Below are 17,638 nucleotides of genomic sequence, written 5' to 3' on the forward strand. Positions count from 1 at the left end.
CCGCGCCGGCTGTCGGCGATGCCTTGCCGGGGGGGCGGGAAGCGCCTAGCTTGCGCGAAAGCCCAGTGCAAGCCCAGTGCGAGGAAAGTCATGGACGGCGTCACCCTTTTGTCGGATTACAAGCCCTATCCCTTTGAGATTGCGTCCGTTTCCTTGATTTTCCGGCTCGATCCGGCGGCCACGCGGGTTCTTGCGACGCTCGACGTGACGCCGCGGCAGCCGGGCGCCGACATGGTGTTGCAGGGCGAGGACCTCACGCTGATCTCACTTTCCCTTGACGGGCGGACGCTGGCCCCGGGCGACTATCTTCTGGACGAGACCGGCCTGACGCTGCCTGCCGCGGGGCTGCCCGCGGGCCCGTTCCGGCTGCAGACCGAGGTCGAGATCGCCCCCGCGGCCAATACCGCGCTCGAGGGGCTTTACATGTCGAACGGCATGTATTGCACCCAATGCGAGGCCGAGGGCTTTCGCCACATCACCTTTTACCCCGACCGTCCCGATGTGATGAGCCGCTTTCATGTCCGCATCGAGAGCGATCTGCCGGTGCTTTTGTCGAACGGCAACCCGGTCGGGCAGGGGCCGGGCTGGGCGGAATGGGACGATCCCTGGCCGAAGCCCGCCTATCTGTTCGCGCTGGTGGCGGGGGATCTGCGCGCCACCTCGGGCAGCTTCACCACGCGCTCGGGCCGCAAGGTCGATCTCAATATCTGGGTGCGCCCGGGCGACGAGGACCGCTGCGATTTCGCGCTGGGGGCGCTCGCCCGGTCGATGACATGGGACGAAGAGGCCTATGGGCGCGAATACGATCTGGATCTGTTCAACATCGTCGCGGTCGATGATTTCAACATGGGGGCGATGGAAAACAAGGGGTTGAACATCTTCAATTCGAAGCTGGTCCTGGCAAGCCCCGAAACCGCGACCGACACCGATTACGAACGCATCGAGGCGGTGATCGCGCATGAATATTTCCACAACTGGACCGGCAACCGCATCACCTGCCGCGACTGGTTCCAGCTTTGCCTGAAGGAAGGCTTGACGGTCTATCGCGACCAAAGCTTCACCCGCGACGTGCGGCTGGGCGGGCTCAAGCGCATCGAGGATGTGGCGGCCCTGCGCGCGCGCCAGTTCCGCGAGGATGCGGGCCCGCTTGCCCATCCGCCGCGGCCCGACCGTTACAAGGAAATCAACAACTTCTACACCGCGACCGTCTATGAAAAGGGCGCCGAGGTGGTGGGCATGCTGGCGACGCTTCTGGGCCCCGAGGGGTATCGCGCGGCGCTGGATCTCTATTTCGACCGCCACGACGGCCAGGCTTGCACCATCGAGGATTGGATCAAGGTCTTCGAGGATGCCTCGGGCCGTGATCTGAGCCAGTTCAAGCTCTGGTATACCCAGGCGGGCACGCCGAAGCTGACGGTGAGCGAAACCTATGCGGCCGGGACCCTGACGCTTGATGTGATGCAGATGACCCCGCCCACCCCCGGCGAGACGGAAAAGCCGCCGCGCCACATTCCGCTGGCGGTGGGGCTGTTGTCGCCCAATGGCGACGAGGTGGTGCCGACGGTGGTGCTGGAACTGACCGAGACGCGGCAAAGCTTCCGCTTCGAGGGGCTGTCGGCGCGGCCGGTGCCCTCGATCCTGCGCGGCTTTTCGGCGCCGGTGATCCTGGAACGGGCGACGACGCCCGCGGAACAGGCTTTCCTGCTGGCCCATGACACCGATCCCTTCAACCGTTGGGAGGCGGGGCGGACGCTGGCACGCCAGACCCTGATGGCGATGGCGCGCGGCGAGGGGGCGCAGCTTGATTATCTCGATGCGGTGGGGCGGCTGATCGCCGATGACGAGGCCGATCCGGGCTTTCGGGCCGCCTGTCTGCGCCTGCCGGGCGAGGACGAGATCGCCGCGGCGCTGTTCGCGCGCGGCGACACCCCCGACCCCGAGGCGATCCGGGTGGCGCGGCGCAAGCTGATGAAGATGCTGGCCACCCGTCACGGCGCGGCGCTGAGCCGGGTCTATGACAGCTGCGCGGTCGCGGGCCCCTACAGCCCCGACGCGGGGCCCGCCGGGCGCCGGGCGCTGCGGCTGGCCACGCTCGCGCTGCTGACGACCGAGGATGGCGGCGCGCGGGCGGCGGCCCTGTTTGCGGAAGCGACGAACATGACCGAAAGCATCGGTGCGCTGAACCTGCTGGTGGCCGAGGGCAAGGGGCAGGGGCAGCTGGCCGGTTTCGCCGCGCGCTGGGCCGCCGATCCGCTGGTGATGGACAAGTGGCGGATGGCGCAGGGCGCGCTGACGCCCCCCGAAGACGCGGCCGAAACCGTGGCGCGGCTGGCGGCGGCACCGGAGTTCGACTGGAAGAACCCGAACCGCTTCCGCAGCCTTTTGGGCGGCTTTGCCGCCAACCATGCGGGCTTTCACCGCGCCGATGGCGCGGGCTATGCGCTTTACGCCGATTGGCTGTTGCGCCTCGATCCGCTCAATCCGCAGACCGCGGCGCGGATGTCGACCGCGTTTGAGACCTGGCGGCGTTACGATGCCCCCCGTCAGGCCCATGCGAAAGCGGCGCTGGCCCGGATCGCCGCCACCCCCGGCCTCAGCCGCGATCTTGGCGAGATGGTCGGGCGGCTTGCAGGCTGAAAGCGCCGGGGCGCTGCCCCGGACCCCGGCGTATTTGCGCCAAGAAGAAGCTCCTCCGTTTCTTCTTGGCAAAAATACGCCCTTTCGACCTTACACCCGCCGCGCGGGCGGGCCATCTTGCCCCGCGCCACGCCCTGCCCTAGAAGGGCTCAAGCCGAGAAAGGGAACCCGCAATGCTTGATCACCTTGCCTTCACCGCCCCCGAACCGAAAGTCATTGCCGGCGCGAAAAGCGACTGGGAACTGGTGATCGGGATGGAGGTGCACGCGCAGGTGGCCTCGAATGCGAAGCTGTTCTCGGGCGCCTCGACCATGTTCGGCAATGAGCCCAATGCCAACGTCGCCTTTGTCGATGCGGCGATGCCGGGCATGCTGCCGGTGATCAACGAATTCTGCGTGGCGCAGGCCGTGCGCACCGGGCTGGCGCTGAAAGCCGGGATCAACCTGCGTTCGGCCTTTGACCGCAAGAACTACTTCTACCCCGACCTGCCGCAGGGCTATCAGATTTCGCAGCTCTACCACCCGATCGTGGGCGAGGGCGAGATCATCGTCGACATGGGGCCGGGCGTGGCGCGCAAGGTGCGGATCGAGCGGATCCACCTGGAACAGGATGCGGGCAAGTCGATCCATGACATGGACCCGACCATGTCCTTCGTCGATTTCAACCGCACCGGTGTGGCGCTGATGGAAATCGTCTCGCGCCCCGACATTCGCGGCCCGGAAGAAGCGGCGGCCTATATCGCCAAGCTGCGGCAGATCCTGCGTTACATCGGCACCTGCGACGGCAACATGCAGAACGGCAACCTGCGCGCCGATGTGAACGTCTCGGTCTGCCGTCCGGGGCAATACGAGAAATATCAGGCGACCCAGGATTTCAGCCATCTGGGCACGCGCTGCGAGATCAAGAACATGAACTCGATGCGCTTCATCCAGCAGGCGATCGATTACGAAGCCCGCCGCCAGATCGCTATTCTGGAGGATGGCGGGTCGATCGTGCAGGAAACCCGGCTTTACGACCCGGACAAGGGCGAGACGCGGTCGATGCGCTCCAAGGAAGAGGCGCATGATTACCGCTATTTCCCCTGCCCGGACCTGCTGCCTTTGGAGATCGAACAGGCCTGGGTCGATGACATCGGCGCCACGATGCCGGAACTGCCCGATGAGAAAAAGGCCCGTTTCGTCAAGGATCTGGGGCTTTCCGAATATGACGCCTCGGTGCTGACGGCGGAAGTGGCCGATGCCGAATATTTCGAAGCCGTGGTGGCGGTGGCCGAAGATGGCAAGCTGGCCGCGAACTGGGTGATCAACGAGCTCTTCGGGCGCTTGAAGAAAGAGGGCCACGAGATCGGCCAAAGCCCGGTCAGCCCGGTGCAGCTGGGGGGGATCATCAAGCTGATCCGCTCGGGCGACATTTCGGGCAAGATCGCCAAGGATCTGTTCGAGATCGTCTATACCGAGGGCGGCGACCCGGCGGCGATCGTCGAGGCCCGAGGCATGAAGCAGGTGACCGATCTGGGCGCGATCGAGGCGGCGGTCGATGAGATCATCGCCGCGAACCCCGCGCAGGTGGAGAAGGCGAAGGCCAATCCGAAGCTGGCGGGGTGGTTCGTCGGCCAGGTGATCAAGGCGTCTGGCGGCAAGGCCAACCCCGCCGCGGTCAACGAGATCGTGGCGCGGAAGCTCGGGTTGTAAGATTGAAAAGGCGCTCCTGCGGGGGCGCCTTTTGGTTTCTGGGGGAAGTCGAGGCGGAGCTATTTAGTTATCTGATTGCCGAATTAACTCTTCATAAAGAAGCGAAATGCCGATGATAGCTGTGATGTTGCCCCGCCTTCGCAATTCATCTGCGATTTTCTTTACGGAGGAATCAAAGGCGCTTCGATACGTGCGCGGGTTTTCCAGAAAGGCTCGTGAGTTGAAGTCGAAGAATATCAACTTGTGAAACTCACTCCGTTCTTCGGCCATAAGGGCTTCTTTGGTGATGGAGGTCGATGACTTCTCTATGTGTGAGTAGAAATAAAAGTCGGGAAAGCCAAGTCTATAATACTCCCTAATTCCGCCTAGAAATATAGGTGGTGATTTTTTATCATAGAAGTGAACCCCGAGTTCTTTTAAGCATTCACGGTTCAAGCTTTGTATGATGCGGTTAAGCCCATCTTGGTCGCTTTCGAGTTCAAGCAGGTCATTTCCTTCAATCGTGCCGGAAAAAGAAGCGGAGATAGAGTTCGGTCTATTCGCGACAAATCTACTTCTAAGCTGAAAGATCAACTTGTTGTCGGATGTTTCTGTCATTCCCACAACACCCATGTGCCAAGTCAAATCCTCAGATCCGAGCTGCGGAAGCTGGTGGGAGTCATTGAGTAGTTTTCTGCGAAGCGTGGTTCCCTCTAATATGATGTCGGGAGAAAAGTGAGTCCTGAGTGAGTCGAAGTAACTACATCTAGAGAATGTTATCGAGATTTCATTATCATGGAATTCGATCTTGTTTATGCAAAATGGCTCGCCGTCGAATAAGTGATTCCGTTTTTTGCCAGATTTCCTTAAATCGTCCAGTAGTGGCTCCGTGAAACTCGATACTTTTCGGCTTAAAATTCGCTTTTCGTCATTCCATCGAAGGGTAATTCTCTTTGATTTACTTTCTGCTGGCGATATGAAGTGGCAAGCTGGTAGGTAATCCACTTTTCCACTGATGAATGTTTTGATGTGGTTTTCTTTCCCGTAGAACTTGAAAAGGTCTGTCTCGGATATAATCTCAGACTTGTTTTTAAATATTTCATTCCGGTCGCGAAAGCTTCTGAGGGGGCCAAGTCTAATTCCCTTGGAGAATAAACCATCTAAAGTCTTTAAGATGGCCCATCTGACCGACGTTTCAGCAAAGAAAATCCAATCCAGCATAGCGTTAACTCTCAACCTCTCTCGATCGTTCTTAATTTATTCTTTAGCCGCCTTGCTTTGCGTGTTGTTCGCCGATTCGGTTTGCTTTGTTTTGATGGGGTTAACGTTGTGAGCTTTTCGGCGGAAAACAGTATCCTCGGTGAGATGTTTCTCAAAGGCGGTTTTGTGTCGCGTATTCCGCTTGCACCCAGCCCCCCCAGCCCCTACTTACCCGCAAAACCCAAGGGAGATTTGAATGAGCGGCCTTCTCGCCCTTCTTGATGACGTGGCGGGGATCGCCAAGATTGCGGCCGCCTCGGTGGATGATGTCGCCGCGGGCGCCGCCAAGGCCGGGGCCAAGGCCGCGGGCGTGGTCATCGACGATGCCGCCGTCACGCCGCGCTATGTGCATGGGTTCGAGGCCAGCCGCGAATTGCCGATCGTGGGCAAGATCGCGATGGGCTCGATCCGCAACAAGCTGGTGTTCCTTCTGCCCATTGCGCTGCTCTTCTCGGCCTTTGCGCCCTGGGTGATCACGCCGCTTCTGATGCTCGGCGGCGCTTATCTGTGTTTCGAGGGCGCGGAAAAGGTGTTTCACGTCCTTTTCCAGCATGCGCCCCATGCCGATGGCCATGTCGATCCGAATGATGATCCGGCGGGCGATCCGGCGCATCTGGAGCGCGAAAAGGTCTCGGGCGCGGTGAAGACCGATTTCATCCTTTCGGCCGAGATCATGACCATCGCCATGGCCTCGCTGCCCGCGGGGCAGCCGCTCTGGATGCAGACGCTGGCGCTGGCGGCGGTTGCGGTGGGGATCACCGTGCTGGTCTATGGCGGTGTCGCGCTGATCGTGAAGGCCGATGACGTCGGGCTGTGGCTGGCGCGCAGGGGCAAGATTGCGCCCATTCGCTGGGTCGGGCGCGGCCTGGTGCGAGCGATGCCGCCGCTGCTGACGGCGCTCTCGATCCTGGGCACGGCGGCGATGATCTGGGTTGGCGGCTCGATCCTGCTGCATGGCGCGGCCGAACTCGGCTGGCCCGCCGCCTATGACGCGATCCATCATCTGGCCGAGGCGGCGGGGCATCTGTTGCCTGCGGGCGGCTTCACCGAATGGCTGGTGACGGCCGCCTGCGATGGCGTGCTGGGACTGATCTTCGGGCTGCTGCTGATCCCGCCGGCACTTTATGTCGTGGATCCGGCCTTGCGGCTGGTCGCCCGGCTGCGCGGCTGATCAGACCGCCGTCGGCAGCGGCCGCGCCCCGGCGGGAACGCCGTTCAGCATCCGCAGCTTGCCCTGACGCTGCGGCGCGGGGCGGGGGGGCTGGGCCGGGCGCCCCTCGGGGCCGAGCGGTTCCGGATGCGCCATCAACAGCCCGTGCCGCGCCTTCAGCGCCGAAAGCGCCGCCGCCGTGCGCAGATCTTCCAGCGCCGCCAGGGTCTGGTGCAGCTGCGCCGAAAGTGCGCTCAGCTGCGGCTCGGGCAGGGTGTCGTGCCGGGTGCGCTGCGCCTGGGCGCGCAGGATGAATTCCGCCTGCATCGTCACCGCGGCCAGCATCCGCATTTCGCCCACGGCGAGGTCAAGGTCTTCTTCCTGCAGCAAAAGCCAGCGTTCGCGCGCCTCGCCCGCATGGGCGACGACTTGCAGCGCCTTGTCGCGCACCGTCTCGATCTGCTGGCGCAATGCGGTCAGACGGGCGGCCCGGCGGGTGGCACCGGGCGTCAGCAGGTTGCGCATCCGCACCCAGAGGCTGGGGGGCTGCTCTTGGCCGTGGTCTTCGGGGGACATCTCGATCTTCCTTTGCCTCGCGTTCGCCGGTGGGGGGTGGGCCCCCCGGCGTCTTCTTTTTCGCAAGACTCGCGCAGGATTGGTTAAGATATGGTTAACAATCCCGGCGTCCCCCCGGAGCGGAGGAATTATCGGCTCCGGCGATGTCGATTTGCATCGCTCTGGCGCCGACCGGGCACTGGAACTTGTGCCACTGGTCTGCCCGGCCCGCACAGGCGGGCGGGGCCGTGCTGTCAGACGATGCGGCGACGCTCGATCTTTTCGATGATCATCGCGCATTCCTCGACCAGATAGAAGAAATAGTCATGCTTGATGTCGAGCCCGTCCAGCATCAGGCTGGACATGAAGCGCAGCTTCGCCGTCGCCTCCAGGATCGAGGTCGGACGGTGGTCGAGGATGTCCTGCTCCGCCACGCCCATGCGGTAGCGGTAAAGCTTGATCATCTCTTCCAGATCCTCGATCGCCACCATCTCGGGGCTGCAGGCCTTGAGCACGAAGCGGCGGTGCGCATTGGGCAGGCCCTCGGGCACGACGCGCTTGGCCAGATCGCTCAACTGCTTGAAATCCGGGAAAGACAGGTCGGTGATCGTCAGGCTGTCCCGGGCCACCATCTCGCCCGAATCCAGCGCGACCGTGTCGGTCTCGGCCTCGGTCTCGCGCTGCTTGGCGTAGAACTGCCGCGACAGGGTCTCCTGTTCGACGATCAGATCTTCCAGCAGATGTTCGAGATAGTCGTATTGCGCGATCTTCTCGGACAGGGCCAGGTGTTCCGTTTCCGCCGCCACGGCGACCGCAACCGGCTGGGCTTCTTTCATCTCGTGCTTCTTGCGGAACGTGAACGCCATGTTGGTTCTCCTCGGCTGGTCGGCACCCTTTGGGCACCTGTCTGATGAAGCCACTATCGGCGTCGGCTGCGGCATGAGTGAGGAAGCTTTTCGGAATTGTCGCCCAAAGTGGAAACAAATGGTTAACGACGTGTTGACGTCGTCAAGAATCCTTAATGACTCCTTAATTCCCCGGCCAACCCCTTAAAACTTGGGGAAAACTGTTAACCATGCGGCAATAATTCCGCTTTCGCGGCGGCACTGGTTGCGCGCGCTCAACCATCGGTCGGTGGCAATTGTGGCAAAATTGCGCGATCCGGGCCGCTTCGCCGCGATCCCGCCGCGGTTCGCCGCCCCGGGCCTCGGAGGCCGGGCAGGGGGGCTTGACGTGGCCGCGTTGACGATTCGCGCGGCGGGGCCGGGGCGGTCGTTCGCGTTGCGGAAACGCCGGGCAGTCGCCGGGCGTTTTCGCGCCGCAAGGCGCCTTTGCGTTCGGGCGCGCTTGATCTTCCGCAAGGAACGGGCCAGCTTCGTCGGATCGGGTCGGTCCGCTTCGGATCGCCCCGGCCAAGAACAGACAGGACAGGGAGTCCGCATATGACATCACTCCGCAGCCTTCGCCCGGTGGCCGCTTTCGCCGCCCTTCTTGCTTGTGTCGCGCCCGCCGCGCTTTTTGCGCAGACGCCCGCCGACACGCTGGTTCTGGCCGATGCGATCGACGACATCGTCTCGATCGATCCGGCCGAAGCCTTTGAATTCTCGGGCGCGGACCTGAACAACAACCTTTACGATTCGCTGGTGGAACTGGACCCCGCGAAACCCGGTGAGCTGGTGCCCGGTCTGGCCGAAAGCTGGTCGGTCGATGCCGATGGCGTCACCTATCGTTTCAAGATGCGCCCGGGCGTCACCTTCTCCAGCGGCAATCCGGTCACCGCCGAGGCCGCGGCCCAGTCGCTGCGCCGCGTCGTCAAGATGGACAAGACCCCGGCCTTCATCCTGACCCAGTTCGGGCTGACCAAGGACAATGTCGATCAGACCGTCAGCTTTGACGGCGACACGCTGATCCTGAAGACCGACAAGCCCTATGCGCCGACCTTCATCTACAACTGCCTGACCTCGACCCCCGCCTATATCGTCGATGTCAAGGCGGCGATGGAGCACGAGGTGAACGGCGACATGGGCAATGAATGGCTCAAGTCGCATTCCGAAGGCACCGGCGCCTATGTGCTGCGCTCCTTCAAGCCGAACGAGGGCTATATCCTGCAGGCCCGCGAGGGGCATTGGCGCGGCGATGCGCCGATCAAGAACGTGCTGATGCGCCATATCCCCGAGGGCGCGACGCAGCGGCTGCTGATCGAAAAGGGCGACATCGACATTGCCCGCGAAATGACGCCGACCGATATCGAGGGCGTCAGCGGCAATCCTGACATCGTGGTGCAAAATGACGTCGGCGGGCAGATCTACTATCTGGCGATGAACCAGAAGGTGGCCGATCTGGCGAACCCGAAGGTGCTCGAGGCGATGCGCTGGGCGGTCGATTATCAGGGCATGGCCGACAGCATCCTGAAAGGCCAGTGGGTCGTGCATCAGGCCTTCCTGCCCAAGGGCTTCCTGGGGGCGCTGGACGACACGCCCTACAGCCTTGATCTGGAAAAGGCGAAAGCGGCCTTGGCCGAGTCCGGCGTGAAACTGCCGCTGGAAGTCAGCCTGACCGTGCGCAACAACCCCGAGCGGATGAACATCGCGCAATCGGTGCAGCATACGTTCGGGCAGATCGGCATCAACGTCACGCTGGATGTGGGCGACGGCAAGCAGGTGCTGGAGAAGTTCCGCGGCCGTCAGCATCAGATCACCCTGCAGACCTGGGGGCCGGATTATCCCGACCCCCACACGAACGCCTCGACCTTCGCGGAAAACCCCGACAACTCGGACGAGGCCAAGGCGACGGGCTATCTGGCCTGGCGCACGGCCTGGGATCCGGGTGCGATGGGGGCGCAGGCCGAGGCCGCCGTGGCCGAGCCCGATGCCGCCAAACGCGCCGCGATGTATGAAGACATGCAGCGCGTGCACCGCGACAGCTCGGCCTTCGTGACCATGTTCCAGATGGCGCGGCAGGATGCTTTGCGCGCCAATATCAAGGGCTTCCATGCTGGCGGTGCCACCGACCAGGCGAGCTACTGGACCGTGACCAAGTAAGACGATCCCGCCGCCCGGGCCGATCCGGGCGGCGGGGCTTCCCCCCCCATGACCACGACCGAACCCTCCCCCGCTTCGTCCTCCCGTCTGCCTGCGCTCGCGCGCCATGCGGCCGGGGGTCTTCTCACCCTTGCCATCACGCTTCTGGGCCTTTTGCTCGTTACCTTCGTCATCGGCCGCGTCGTGCCGATTGACCCGGTGCTCTCGATCGTCGGCGAACGCGCCACCGAGGCGCAATATCAGGCCGTCCGCGAGGCGCTGGGTCTGGATCAACCGCTCTGGCAGCAGTTCTGGATTTACGTCCGTGACGCCGTGCAGGGCGATCTGGGCCAGTCGATCCGCACCCGCACCCCGGTGATCGAGGATGTCGCCCGCGTCTTCCCCGCCACGCTCGAACTGGCGACGCTCGGAACGCTGATCGGCGTCGCCCTGGGCGTGCCCGCAGGCGTTCTGGCCGCGACCCGCCCGGGCACGCTTTCCGATCAGATCGTGCGGCTGGTCGGCCTTGTCGGCTATTCGATGCCGGTCTTCTGGCTGGGCCTGATCGGTCTTCTGATCTTTTACGGCCAGCTTGGCTGGGTCGGCGGCCCCGGGCGGCTCGATGCGACCTACGAGATGATGCTGGAATTCAGCATGACCCGTTACACCGGCGCCATATTGATCGACTCCGCGCTGAACGGCGCCTGGGACATCTTTGCCAATGCGATCTCCCACATCCTCCTGCCCGCGGGAATTCTGGGCTATGTCTCCATGGCTTACATCAGCCGCATGACGCGCAGCTTCATGATGACCGAACTGAGCCAGGAATATATCACCACCGCCCGGGTCAAGGGCATGCCGGAATGGCGGGTGATCTGGGTGCATGCGATGCGCAATGTCTCGGTGCCGCTGATCACTGTGATCGCGCTGTCCTACGCCTATCTGCTCGAAGGCTCGGTGCTGACCGAGACGATCTTCGCCTGGCCGGGCCTTGGCCTTTACATCACCGACGCGCTTTTTGCCGCCGACATGCCCGCCGTTCTGGGCGGCACCGTCGTCGTGGGCGTCGTCTTCGTCACGTTGAACATGGCTTCCGACATCCTTTACCGCCTTGTCGATCCGAGGGCCCGCTGATGACCGCGCTCACCCTTTGGCTGACCGATCCGAACCCCAGCTCGCGCCGTCAGGCCCGGCTGGGCCAGGCCTGGCTTGCCTGGCTGCGCCTGCGCCGCAACCCCTTGGCGATGCTGGGTCTTTTCATCATCGCGGGGCTGTGCCTGACGGCCGCCGCGGCGCCGGTCTTTGCGCCGCAGGACCCTTTCGCGCAAAACCTGGCCGAGCGGCTTTTGCCCCCCGGCACGCCCGGGCATTGGCTGGGCACCGATGATTTCGGCCGCGACATCTGGAGCCGGATCGTCCATGGCGCCCGCATCACGCTGGTCATCGTCGCCCTTGTCGCCGTCACCGCGCCGCTGATCGGGCTGTTGATCGGCACCGTCGCGGGCTATTTCGGCGGCTGGGTCGATAGCGTGCTGATGCGGATCACCGATATCTTCCTGGCTTTCCCGCGGCTTATCCTCGCGCTGGCGCTGGTTGCCGTGCTGGGGCCGGGGGTGCAGAACGCGGTTCTGGCCATCGCCCTGACCGCCTGGCCCCCCTATGCCCGCGTCGCGCGGGCGGAAACCCTGACCGTGCGCAATTCCGATTACATCGCCGCCGTGCGGCTGCAGGGCGCGGGGGCGGGGCGGATCATCTGGGGCCATGTCGTGCCGATGTGCCTGCCCTCGGTGATCATCCGCGTCACGCTGGACATGGCGGGGGTGATCCTGATCGCGGCGGGGCTGGGCTTCCTCGGCCTTGGCGTGCAGCCGCCGCTGCCCGAATGGGGGCTGATGATTTCCTCGGGCCGCAAATTCCTGTTCGAGCAATGGTGGGTGGCCACCATGCCCGGTCTGGCGATCTTTACCGTCTCGCTCGGCTTCAACCTTCTGGGGGATGGTCTGCGCGATGTCCTCGACCCGCGGAGTGCGTCGCGATGAGCCTTTTGCAAATCGAAAACCTGCGCGTCACCTTCGCGACCGAGACCGGCCCGGTCGAGGCCGTGCGCGGGGTCAGCTTTTCCTTGGGCCGGGAACGTCTGGGGATCGTCGGCGAAAGCGGTTCGGGGAAAACCATCACCGGGCGCTCGGTCTTGCGGCTGATCCGGCCGCCGGGGCGGATCGAGGCGGATCGGATGGACTTCGACGGCATCGACCTGCTGAAAGCCAATGAAAAACAGATGCGTGCCCTGCGCGGCCCGCGGCTGGCGATGGTGATGCAGGACCCGAAATATTCGCTGAACCCCGTCATGCGGATCGGCGCGCAGCTGACCGAGGGGCTCTTGCGCCGTGATCGCATCAGCCGGGCCGAGGCGCGCAAAAAGGCGATCTCGGCACTGGAAGCGGTGCAGATCCGCGACCCCGAACGGGTGATGGAGGCCTGGCCGCATGAGCTTTCGGGCGGCATGGGCCAGCGGGTGATGATCGCGATGATGCTGATCCCCGAGCCCGACCTGCTGATCGCCGATGAGCCGACTTCGGCCCTGGACGTGACGGTGCAGGCCGAGGTTCTGTCGATCCTTGACGATCTGGTGAAAAGCCGCGGCATGGGGCTGATCTTCATCAGCCATGATCTGCGGCTGGTGGCGCGGTTTTGCGACCGGGTGCTGGTGATGTATCGCGGCCGCATCGTCGAGGAACTGGCGGCGCATGACCTGATGGCGGCGAAACATCCCTATACGCAGGGGCTTTTGAACTGCCTGCCGCGGATCGGGGGCCCGCGGGCGCCGCTGCCGGGGCTTGATCGCACGGGGGACTGGGCGCATGTCTGATCTGATCGAAATCGAGGATCTCTCGGTCACGTTTCGCGCGCATGGCCGCACCGTCCGCGCGGTCGAAGGCGTAAGTCTGCGCGTGCCCGCACAGGCAAGCTTCGGCCTTGTGGGCGAAAGCGGCTCTGGCAAATCCACCATCCTGCGGGCGATCTGCGGGTTGGCGCCGGTTTCGGGCGGCGCGATCCGGATTGGCGGGCAACCGCTGAAAGCGCCGCGCGACAAGGCCTTTGCCGCGCGCGTGCAGATGGTGTTTCAGGACCCCTATGCCAGCCTGCATCCGCGCCACACCATCGACCACACGCTGTCGGAACCGCTGGCCATCCATGGCATCGGCGACACCGATGCGCGGGTGGTGCGGGCGCTGACCGATGTCGGCCTGCCGACCTCGTTCCGCTTTCGCTATCCGCACCAGCTCTCGGGCGGGCAGCGCCAGCGCGTCGCCATTGCCCGCGCGCTGATGCTGGAGCCGGAAATCCTGCTGCTCGATGAACCGACCTCGGCGCTGGATGCTTCGGTGCAGGCCGAGGTGCTCAATCTGCTCAACCGGTTGCGGGCGGAACGCGGGCTGACCTTCCTGATGGTCAGCCACGATCTGGCCGTCATCGATCACATGTGCGACCGCGTTCTGGTGATGCAGAACGGCCGCGCGGTCGAGGAACTGGCGCGTGACGACCTGTCCCACGCCCGGATGAAGACGGCTTATGCGCAAAGCCTGTTCGCGGCCTCCGCGGACCGGATGCTGGACCCCGCCGGAAAGGAAACCCGATGATCCCGGTCTTTGACGGCCACAACGATCTGCTGTTGCGGCTTCTGGAAGCGCCTGAAAAGCGACGCGAAATCTGGCTGACCGGCGAGGGCAGGGGGCAGCTTGACCTGCCGCGGATGCGCGCGGGCGGGTTTGCGGGCGGCTTCTTCGCGATCTATCTGCCCTCGCCCGTGGCGCATGACGATGCCGATCTGATGGCGCAGATGGCCAATCCGCCCTATCGGCTGCCGCTGCCCGCGCTGATGGATGCGACCGAGGCGGCCGATCCGGCTTTGCGCGCGGCAAGTCTGATGCTCTGGATGGAGCGCGCGTCCGAGGGCGCCTTTCGCATCTGCCGCAGCGCAGGCGAGATCCGCGCCGCGATGGCCGAAGGCGTCATCGCCGGCATCATGCATATGGAGGGCGCCGAGGCGATCGATGCCGATCTGGATGCGCTGCATGCGTTCCACGCGCTCGGGTTGCGCTCGCTGGGCCCGGTCTGGTCGCGCCCGACGATCTTTGGCCATGGCGTGCCCTTTGCCTTCCCGTCGAGCCCCGACACCGGGCCGGGCCTGACGGCGGCGGGCAAGCGGCTGGTGGCGGAATGCAACAAGCTCAAGATCATGATTGATCTCAGCCACCTCAATGAGAAGGGCTTTGACGATGTGGCGGCGCTGTCGGATGCGCCGCTGGTTGCCACGCATTCGAATGCGCATGCGCTGTGCCCCTCGTCGCGCAACCTGACGGACCGGCAATTGAACATCATCCGCGAAAGCCGCGGCATGGTCGGGCTGAACTATGCCGTCAGCTTCCTGACCCCCGATGGCCGCAAGGACCCCGGCTGCGGCTGGGCGCCGATGCTGCGCCATCTCGACCATCTGATCGAGCGTCTGGGCGAGGATCACGTCGGCCTGGGCTCGGATTTCGACGGCGCCGAAATTCCCGACGTGCTGGGCGATGTCGCGGGGCTGCAGGGCTTCATCGGCGCGATGCGCGATCATGGCTGGGGCGAGGATCTGATCCGCAAGATCGCCCATGACAACTGGCTTGGGGTGCTGGAGCGCACCTTCGGCGCCTGAGCCAAAGAAAAGCCCCGGGAAACCGGGGCTTTTTGCATTTCCGTGCGGCGGATCAGCCTTCCGAGGGTTCCGTGACCGGGGTTTCCAGCTCGGCCTCGGGGGCCTCGTCGCTGTCCTTGTCCTCGATCACCGGCTTCGTGGTGCGAAACGACCGCAACAGGAAATCCGGCACGTGATCGCCCATGCCGACGACGGCAGGCCCGCCATCGCGGCCACGACGGCTGTCGCGATAGGGTTCCGACCGGCGTTCGTCGCGGCGATCCTCGCGCGGGCCGTCCGGACGGATCGGCTCGGCGCGGTGGCTCTCCGACCGCGGGCCGTCATTCCGGCGCGGTTCCGAACGACGCGGCTCGGCCCGTTTCGCCTCGGGCACCTCGACGATATGCGAGTCGTCTTCCTCGACGGCGACGATCACCGGGGCGCGGTCTTCGCGCGGCGGGCGTTTCTCGTCGCGACCCCGACCCGAGCGCGACCGCGAGGAGCGCGATTTCGGCCCCTTGTCATCGTCATACTTGCGCGGCTCGCGATGCGCGGCTTCCGACAGCGAGAACCCTTCGGGCGGATCGGCGCGGGGAATTTCCTGCTTCACCAGGGCCTCGATCGCGGCCAGATATTTCGCATCCGCGGGCGTGCCGATCGAATAGGCCGTGCCCAGACGCCCGGCGCGGCCGGTGCGGCCGATGCGGTGGACGTAATCCTCGGCATGGCTGGGCAGGTCGTAGTTGAAGACATGGCTGACGGCCGGAATATCAAGGCCCCGCGCGGCGACATCCGAGGCGATCAGAAGCTGCAACGAGCCATCGCGGAACGCGTCCAGCGTCTTCGTGCGCAGGCTCTGGTCCAGATCGCCATGGATCGGCGCGGCGTTGAACCCGTGCGTTTTCAGCGACTTCGCCACGATATCGACATCGGTCTTGCGGTTGCAGAAGATGATCGCGTTGGTGCAGGCCTCGCCCTCGGACTTGATGATCGCGCGCAGAAGTTCGCGTTTCGCCTTGGCCGACTGGTCGCGGCGCGGCGGCGTGATCTGGATCAGCTTTTGCGTGATCGTTTCCGAGGTCGTCGCCTGCCGCGCCACTTCGATGCGCGCGGGCGCATGCAGGAAGGTGTTGGTGATGCGCTCGATTTCCGGCGCCATCGTGGCACTGAAGAACAGCGTCTGCCGGGTGAAGGGGGTCAGCTGGAAGATCCGCTCGATATCCGGGATGAAGCCCATGTCGAGCATCCGGTCGGCCTCGTCGACCACCATGATCTGCACGCCGGTCAGCAAAAGCTTGCCGCGCTCGAAATGGTCCAGAAGCCGCCCGGGCGTGGCGATCAGCACGTCGACGCCGCGGTCGATCAGCTTGTCCTGTTCGCCAAAGGACACGCCGCCGATGAGCAGCGCCTTGGTCAGCCTGGTGTATTTCGCGTAGGTGTCGAAGTTCTCGGCCACCTGCGCCGCCAGTTCGCGGGTCGGGCAAAGCACGAGCGAACGCGGCATCCGCGCCCGGGCCCGGCCCGAGGACAGCATGGTGACCATCGGCAGGGTGAAGGAGGCGGTCTTGCCGGTGCCGGTCTGGGCGATGCCCAGCACGTCGCGGCCTTCGAGCGCGGGCGGAATGGCGCCGGCCTGGATCGGGGTGGGCGTTTCGTATCCGGCGTCCGCGATGGCACGCAGCACGGCAGGGTCAAGCTTGAGATCGGTAAACTTCGTCATGGGCGTCCTGTGGCGCGTGGGGAGGCCCCGCGCGCGGGGTGGGGGGACGCGTTGAAACCGGGCGTCCCGTCTGCCCGCCGGATTGCGGGTGAGGTCGCGTTAGCGGAAAAATCGCGATCCGTCAATCTGAACGGGGTGCGACGCGCTTTCCCATCTTGCGCAAACGGAGCAAAAGCCCCCGGTTCGAGGTCTCGAAATCGGAAATCAGCGCCTCGGCCAGCTGCCCCATCGGCCCGGCGTCGTGGCTTTGCCGCCAGATCCGCGCCAGCAGATTGCGCGGCAGATCGCCCGCGCGCAGGTCATAGGCCGAAAGCCCCATCATCAGCGGCCCGCGGTGCGGGCGGCGGTTCGGAAAGGGCTCCCAGGCGGCAAGGCCGGAAAAGCGCCGCTCGGTTTCGTAAAGCTTCACCAGCCCGAACATCAGCGCGATCTGCGCGCCAAGGCTGCGTTCGGCCTCGGTCCGGCCGTGATCGGCAAAGCATTGCGCCGCCGACACCCGCCAGCGCGTCGGCATTTCCCGCGCGAGGCGCGCGCCGTGTTCGTCCCAGATCCGGAAATAGAGGCTTCGCGCCGTCTCGGGCACCGCGGCGCGGCGCAGGACCATGACCAGCTGCGCATGCAGGAATTCAAGTTCGGTCGTGGCCGGGTCTTCGGCCGCCATCTTGCGGGCAAGATTGCGCGCGCGGGCCGCAAAATCGGTAAAATCCTGCGCTTCCATCGCGCCTTCGGGCGGGATCAGCACCCGGTCGGCCAAAGCGGACAGGTCCAGATCGGCGGGCGGCAGGTCCCCCGGCGCATAGTCGAACGGGCGTTCGCGCGCCACGAGCCGTTCCCAGGCCATGCCCAGACCCAGACCAAGGCCGCTTTCGCCCGCGTCGAATTCGCCCCGCGCGGCCAGTGTCGGGCGGTGCCTGTCTTCGGGTTCGGTCATGCCGGGCCCCCTTTCGGGCG

General features: G+C 64.5%; 14 protein-coding genes. 9 read left to right on the plus strand and 5 right to left on the minus strand.

Annotation, left to right across the window (positions count from 1 at the left end):
• Positions 1-90: 90 nt before the first annotated feature.
• A complete protein-coding gene (gene pepN / locus RCAP_RS04210) occupies positions 91-2,637 on the plus strand; it encodes an aminopeptidase N (RefSeq protein ID WP_013066584.1) in 2,547 nt (848 codons plus the stop codon).
• Between the two features lie 173 nt (positions 2,638-2,810).
• On the plus strand, positions 2,811-4,328 hold the full coding sequence (gatB, locus tag RCAP_RS04215; protein ID WP_013066585.1) for an Asp-tRNA(Asn)/Glu-tRNA(Gln) amidotransferase subunit GatB: 1,518 nt from the start codon (positions 2,811-2,813) through the stop codon (positions 4,326-4,328).
• Between the two features lie 63 nt (positions 4,329-4,391).
• On the opposite strand, the gene RCAP_RS19165 is transcribed toward gatB, so the two are convergent.
• Positions 4,392-5,528 carry a hypothetical protein gene (locus tag RCAP_RS19165; protein ID WP_013066586.1) on the minus strand — a complete coding sequence of 379 codons (1,137 nt, stop codon included), beginning with the start codon at positions 5,526-5,528 and terminating at the stop codon, positions 4,392-4,394.
• Between the two features lie 235 nt (positions 5,529-5,763).
• On the opposite strand from RCAP_RS19165, the gene RCAP_RS04220 reads away from it, so the two are divergent.
• Positions 5,764-6,738, plus strand: coding sequence for a DUF808 domain-containing protein (locus RCAP_RS04220; protein WP_013066587.1), 975 nt, complete (start codon positions 5,764-5,766; stop codon positions 6,736-6,738).
• Here the strand turns inward: RCAP_RS04220 and RCAP_RS04225 are convergent, their stop codons facing one another.
• Both RCAP_RS04225 and RCAP_RS04230 read right to left on the minus strand, forming a co-directional pair.
• Positions 6,739-7,293 (minus strand): hypothetical protein, encoded by a 555-nt coding sequence (locus tag RCAP_RS04225; RefSeq protein ID WP_013066588.1) that lies wholly within the window; start codon positions 7,291-7,293, stop codon positions 6,739-6,741.
• A 233-nt stretch (positions 7,294-7,526) separates the two neighbouring features.
• Positions 7,527-8,138 (minus strand): hypothetical protein, encoded by a 612-nt coding sequence (locus RCAP_RS04230; protein WP_013066589.1) that lies wholly within the window; start codon positions 8,136-8,138, stop codon positions 7,527-7,529.
• A gap of 576 nt (positions 8,139-8,714) precedes the next feature.
• Here RCAP_RS04230 and RCAP_RS04235 point away from each other — a divergent pair.
• Genes RCAP_RS04235 through RCAP_RS04260 form a run of 6 tightly spaced genes read left to right on the plus strand, consistent with a single transcriptional unit; the run spans position 8,715 to position 14,988 of the window.
• The gene (locus tag RCAP_RS04235; protein WP_013066590.1) at positions 8,715-10,313 is read left to right on the plus strand and encodes an ABC transporter substrate-binding protein; all 1,599 of its coding nucleotides are present in this window, start codon (positions 8,715-8,717) and stop codon (positions 10,311-10,313) included.
• A gap of 48 nt (positions 10,314-10,361) precedes the next feature.
• On the plus strand, positions 10,362-11,426 hold the full coding sequence (locus tag RCAP_RS04240; protein ID WP_013066591.1) for an ABC transporter permease: 1,065 nt from the start codon (positions 10,362-10,364) through the stop codon (positions 11,424-11,426).
• Positions 11,426-12,331, plus strand: coding sequence for a nickel transporter permease (gene nikC, locus RCAP_RS04245; protein WP_013066592.1), 906 nt, complete (start codon positions 11,426-11,428; stop codon positions 12,329-12,331). The genes RCAP_RS04240 and nikC overlap by 1 nt, the downstream gene beginning before the upstream one ends.
• Positions 12,328-13,161, plus strand: coding sequence for an ABC transporter ATP-binding protein (locus RCAP_RS04250; RefSeq protein WP_013066593.1), 834 nt, complete (start codon positions 12,328-12,330; stop codon positions 13,159-13,161). The genes nikC and RCAP_RS04250 overlap by 4 nt, the downstream gene beginning before the upstream one ends.
• Complete coding sequence (locus tag RCAP_RS04255; protein ID WP_013066594.1) at positions 13,154-13,933, plus strand: ABC transporter ATP-binding protein; 780 nt, start codon at positions 13,154-13,156, stop codon at positions 13,931-13,933. Before RCAP_RS04250 ends, RCAP_RS04255 begins: the two co-directional genes overlap by 8 nt.
• Positions 13,930-14,988: a dipeptidase gene (locus RCAP_RS04260; protein ID WP_013066595.1), complete on the plus strand. Its 1,059-nt coding sequence runs from the start codon at positions 13,930-13,932 to the stop codon at positions 14,986-14,988. Before RCAP_RS04255 ends, RCAP_RS04260 begins: the two co-directional genes overlap by 4 nt.
• Before the next feature lie 52 nt (positions 14,989-15,040).
• On the opposite strand, the gene RCAP_RS04265 is transcribed toward RCAP_RS04260, so the two are convergent.
• Both RCAP_RS04265 and RCAP_RS04270 read right to left on the minus strand, forming a co-directional pair.
• Positions 15,041-16,687 carry a DEAD/DEAH box helicase gene (locus RCAP_RS04265; RefSeq protein WP_013066596.1) on the minus strand — a complete coding sequence of 549 codons (1,647 nt, stop codon included), beginning with the start codon at positions 16,685-16,687 and terminating at the stop codon, positions 15,041-15,043.
• A gap of 121 nt (positions 16,688-16,808) precedes the next feature.
• Complete coding sequence (locus RCAP_RS04270; protein ID WP_013066597.1) at positions 16,809-17,618, minus strand: hypothetical protein; 810 nt, start codon at positions 17,616-17,618, stop codon at positions 16,809-16,811.
• Positions 17,619-17,638: the final 20 nt, after the last annotated feature.

It is taken from the genome of Rhodobacter capsulatus SB 1003 (assembly GCF_000021865.1).
In the GTDB taxonomy this organism is placed as follows: domain Bacteria; phylum Pseudomonadota; class Alphaproteobacteria; order Rhodobacterales; family Rhodobacteraceae; genus Rhodobacter; species Rhodobacter capsulatus_B.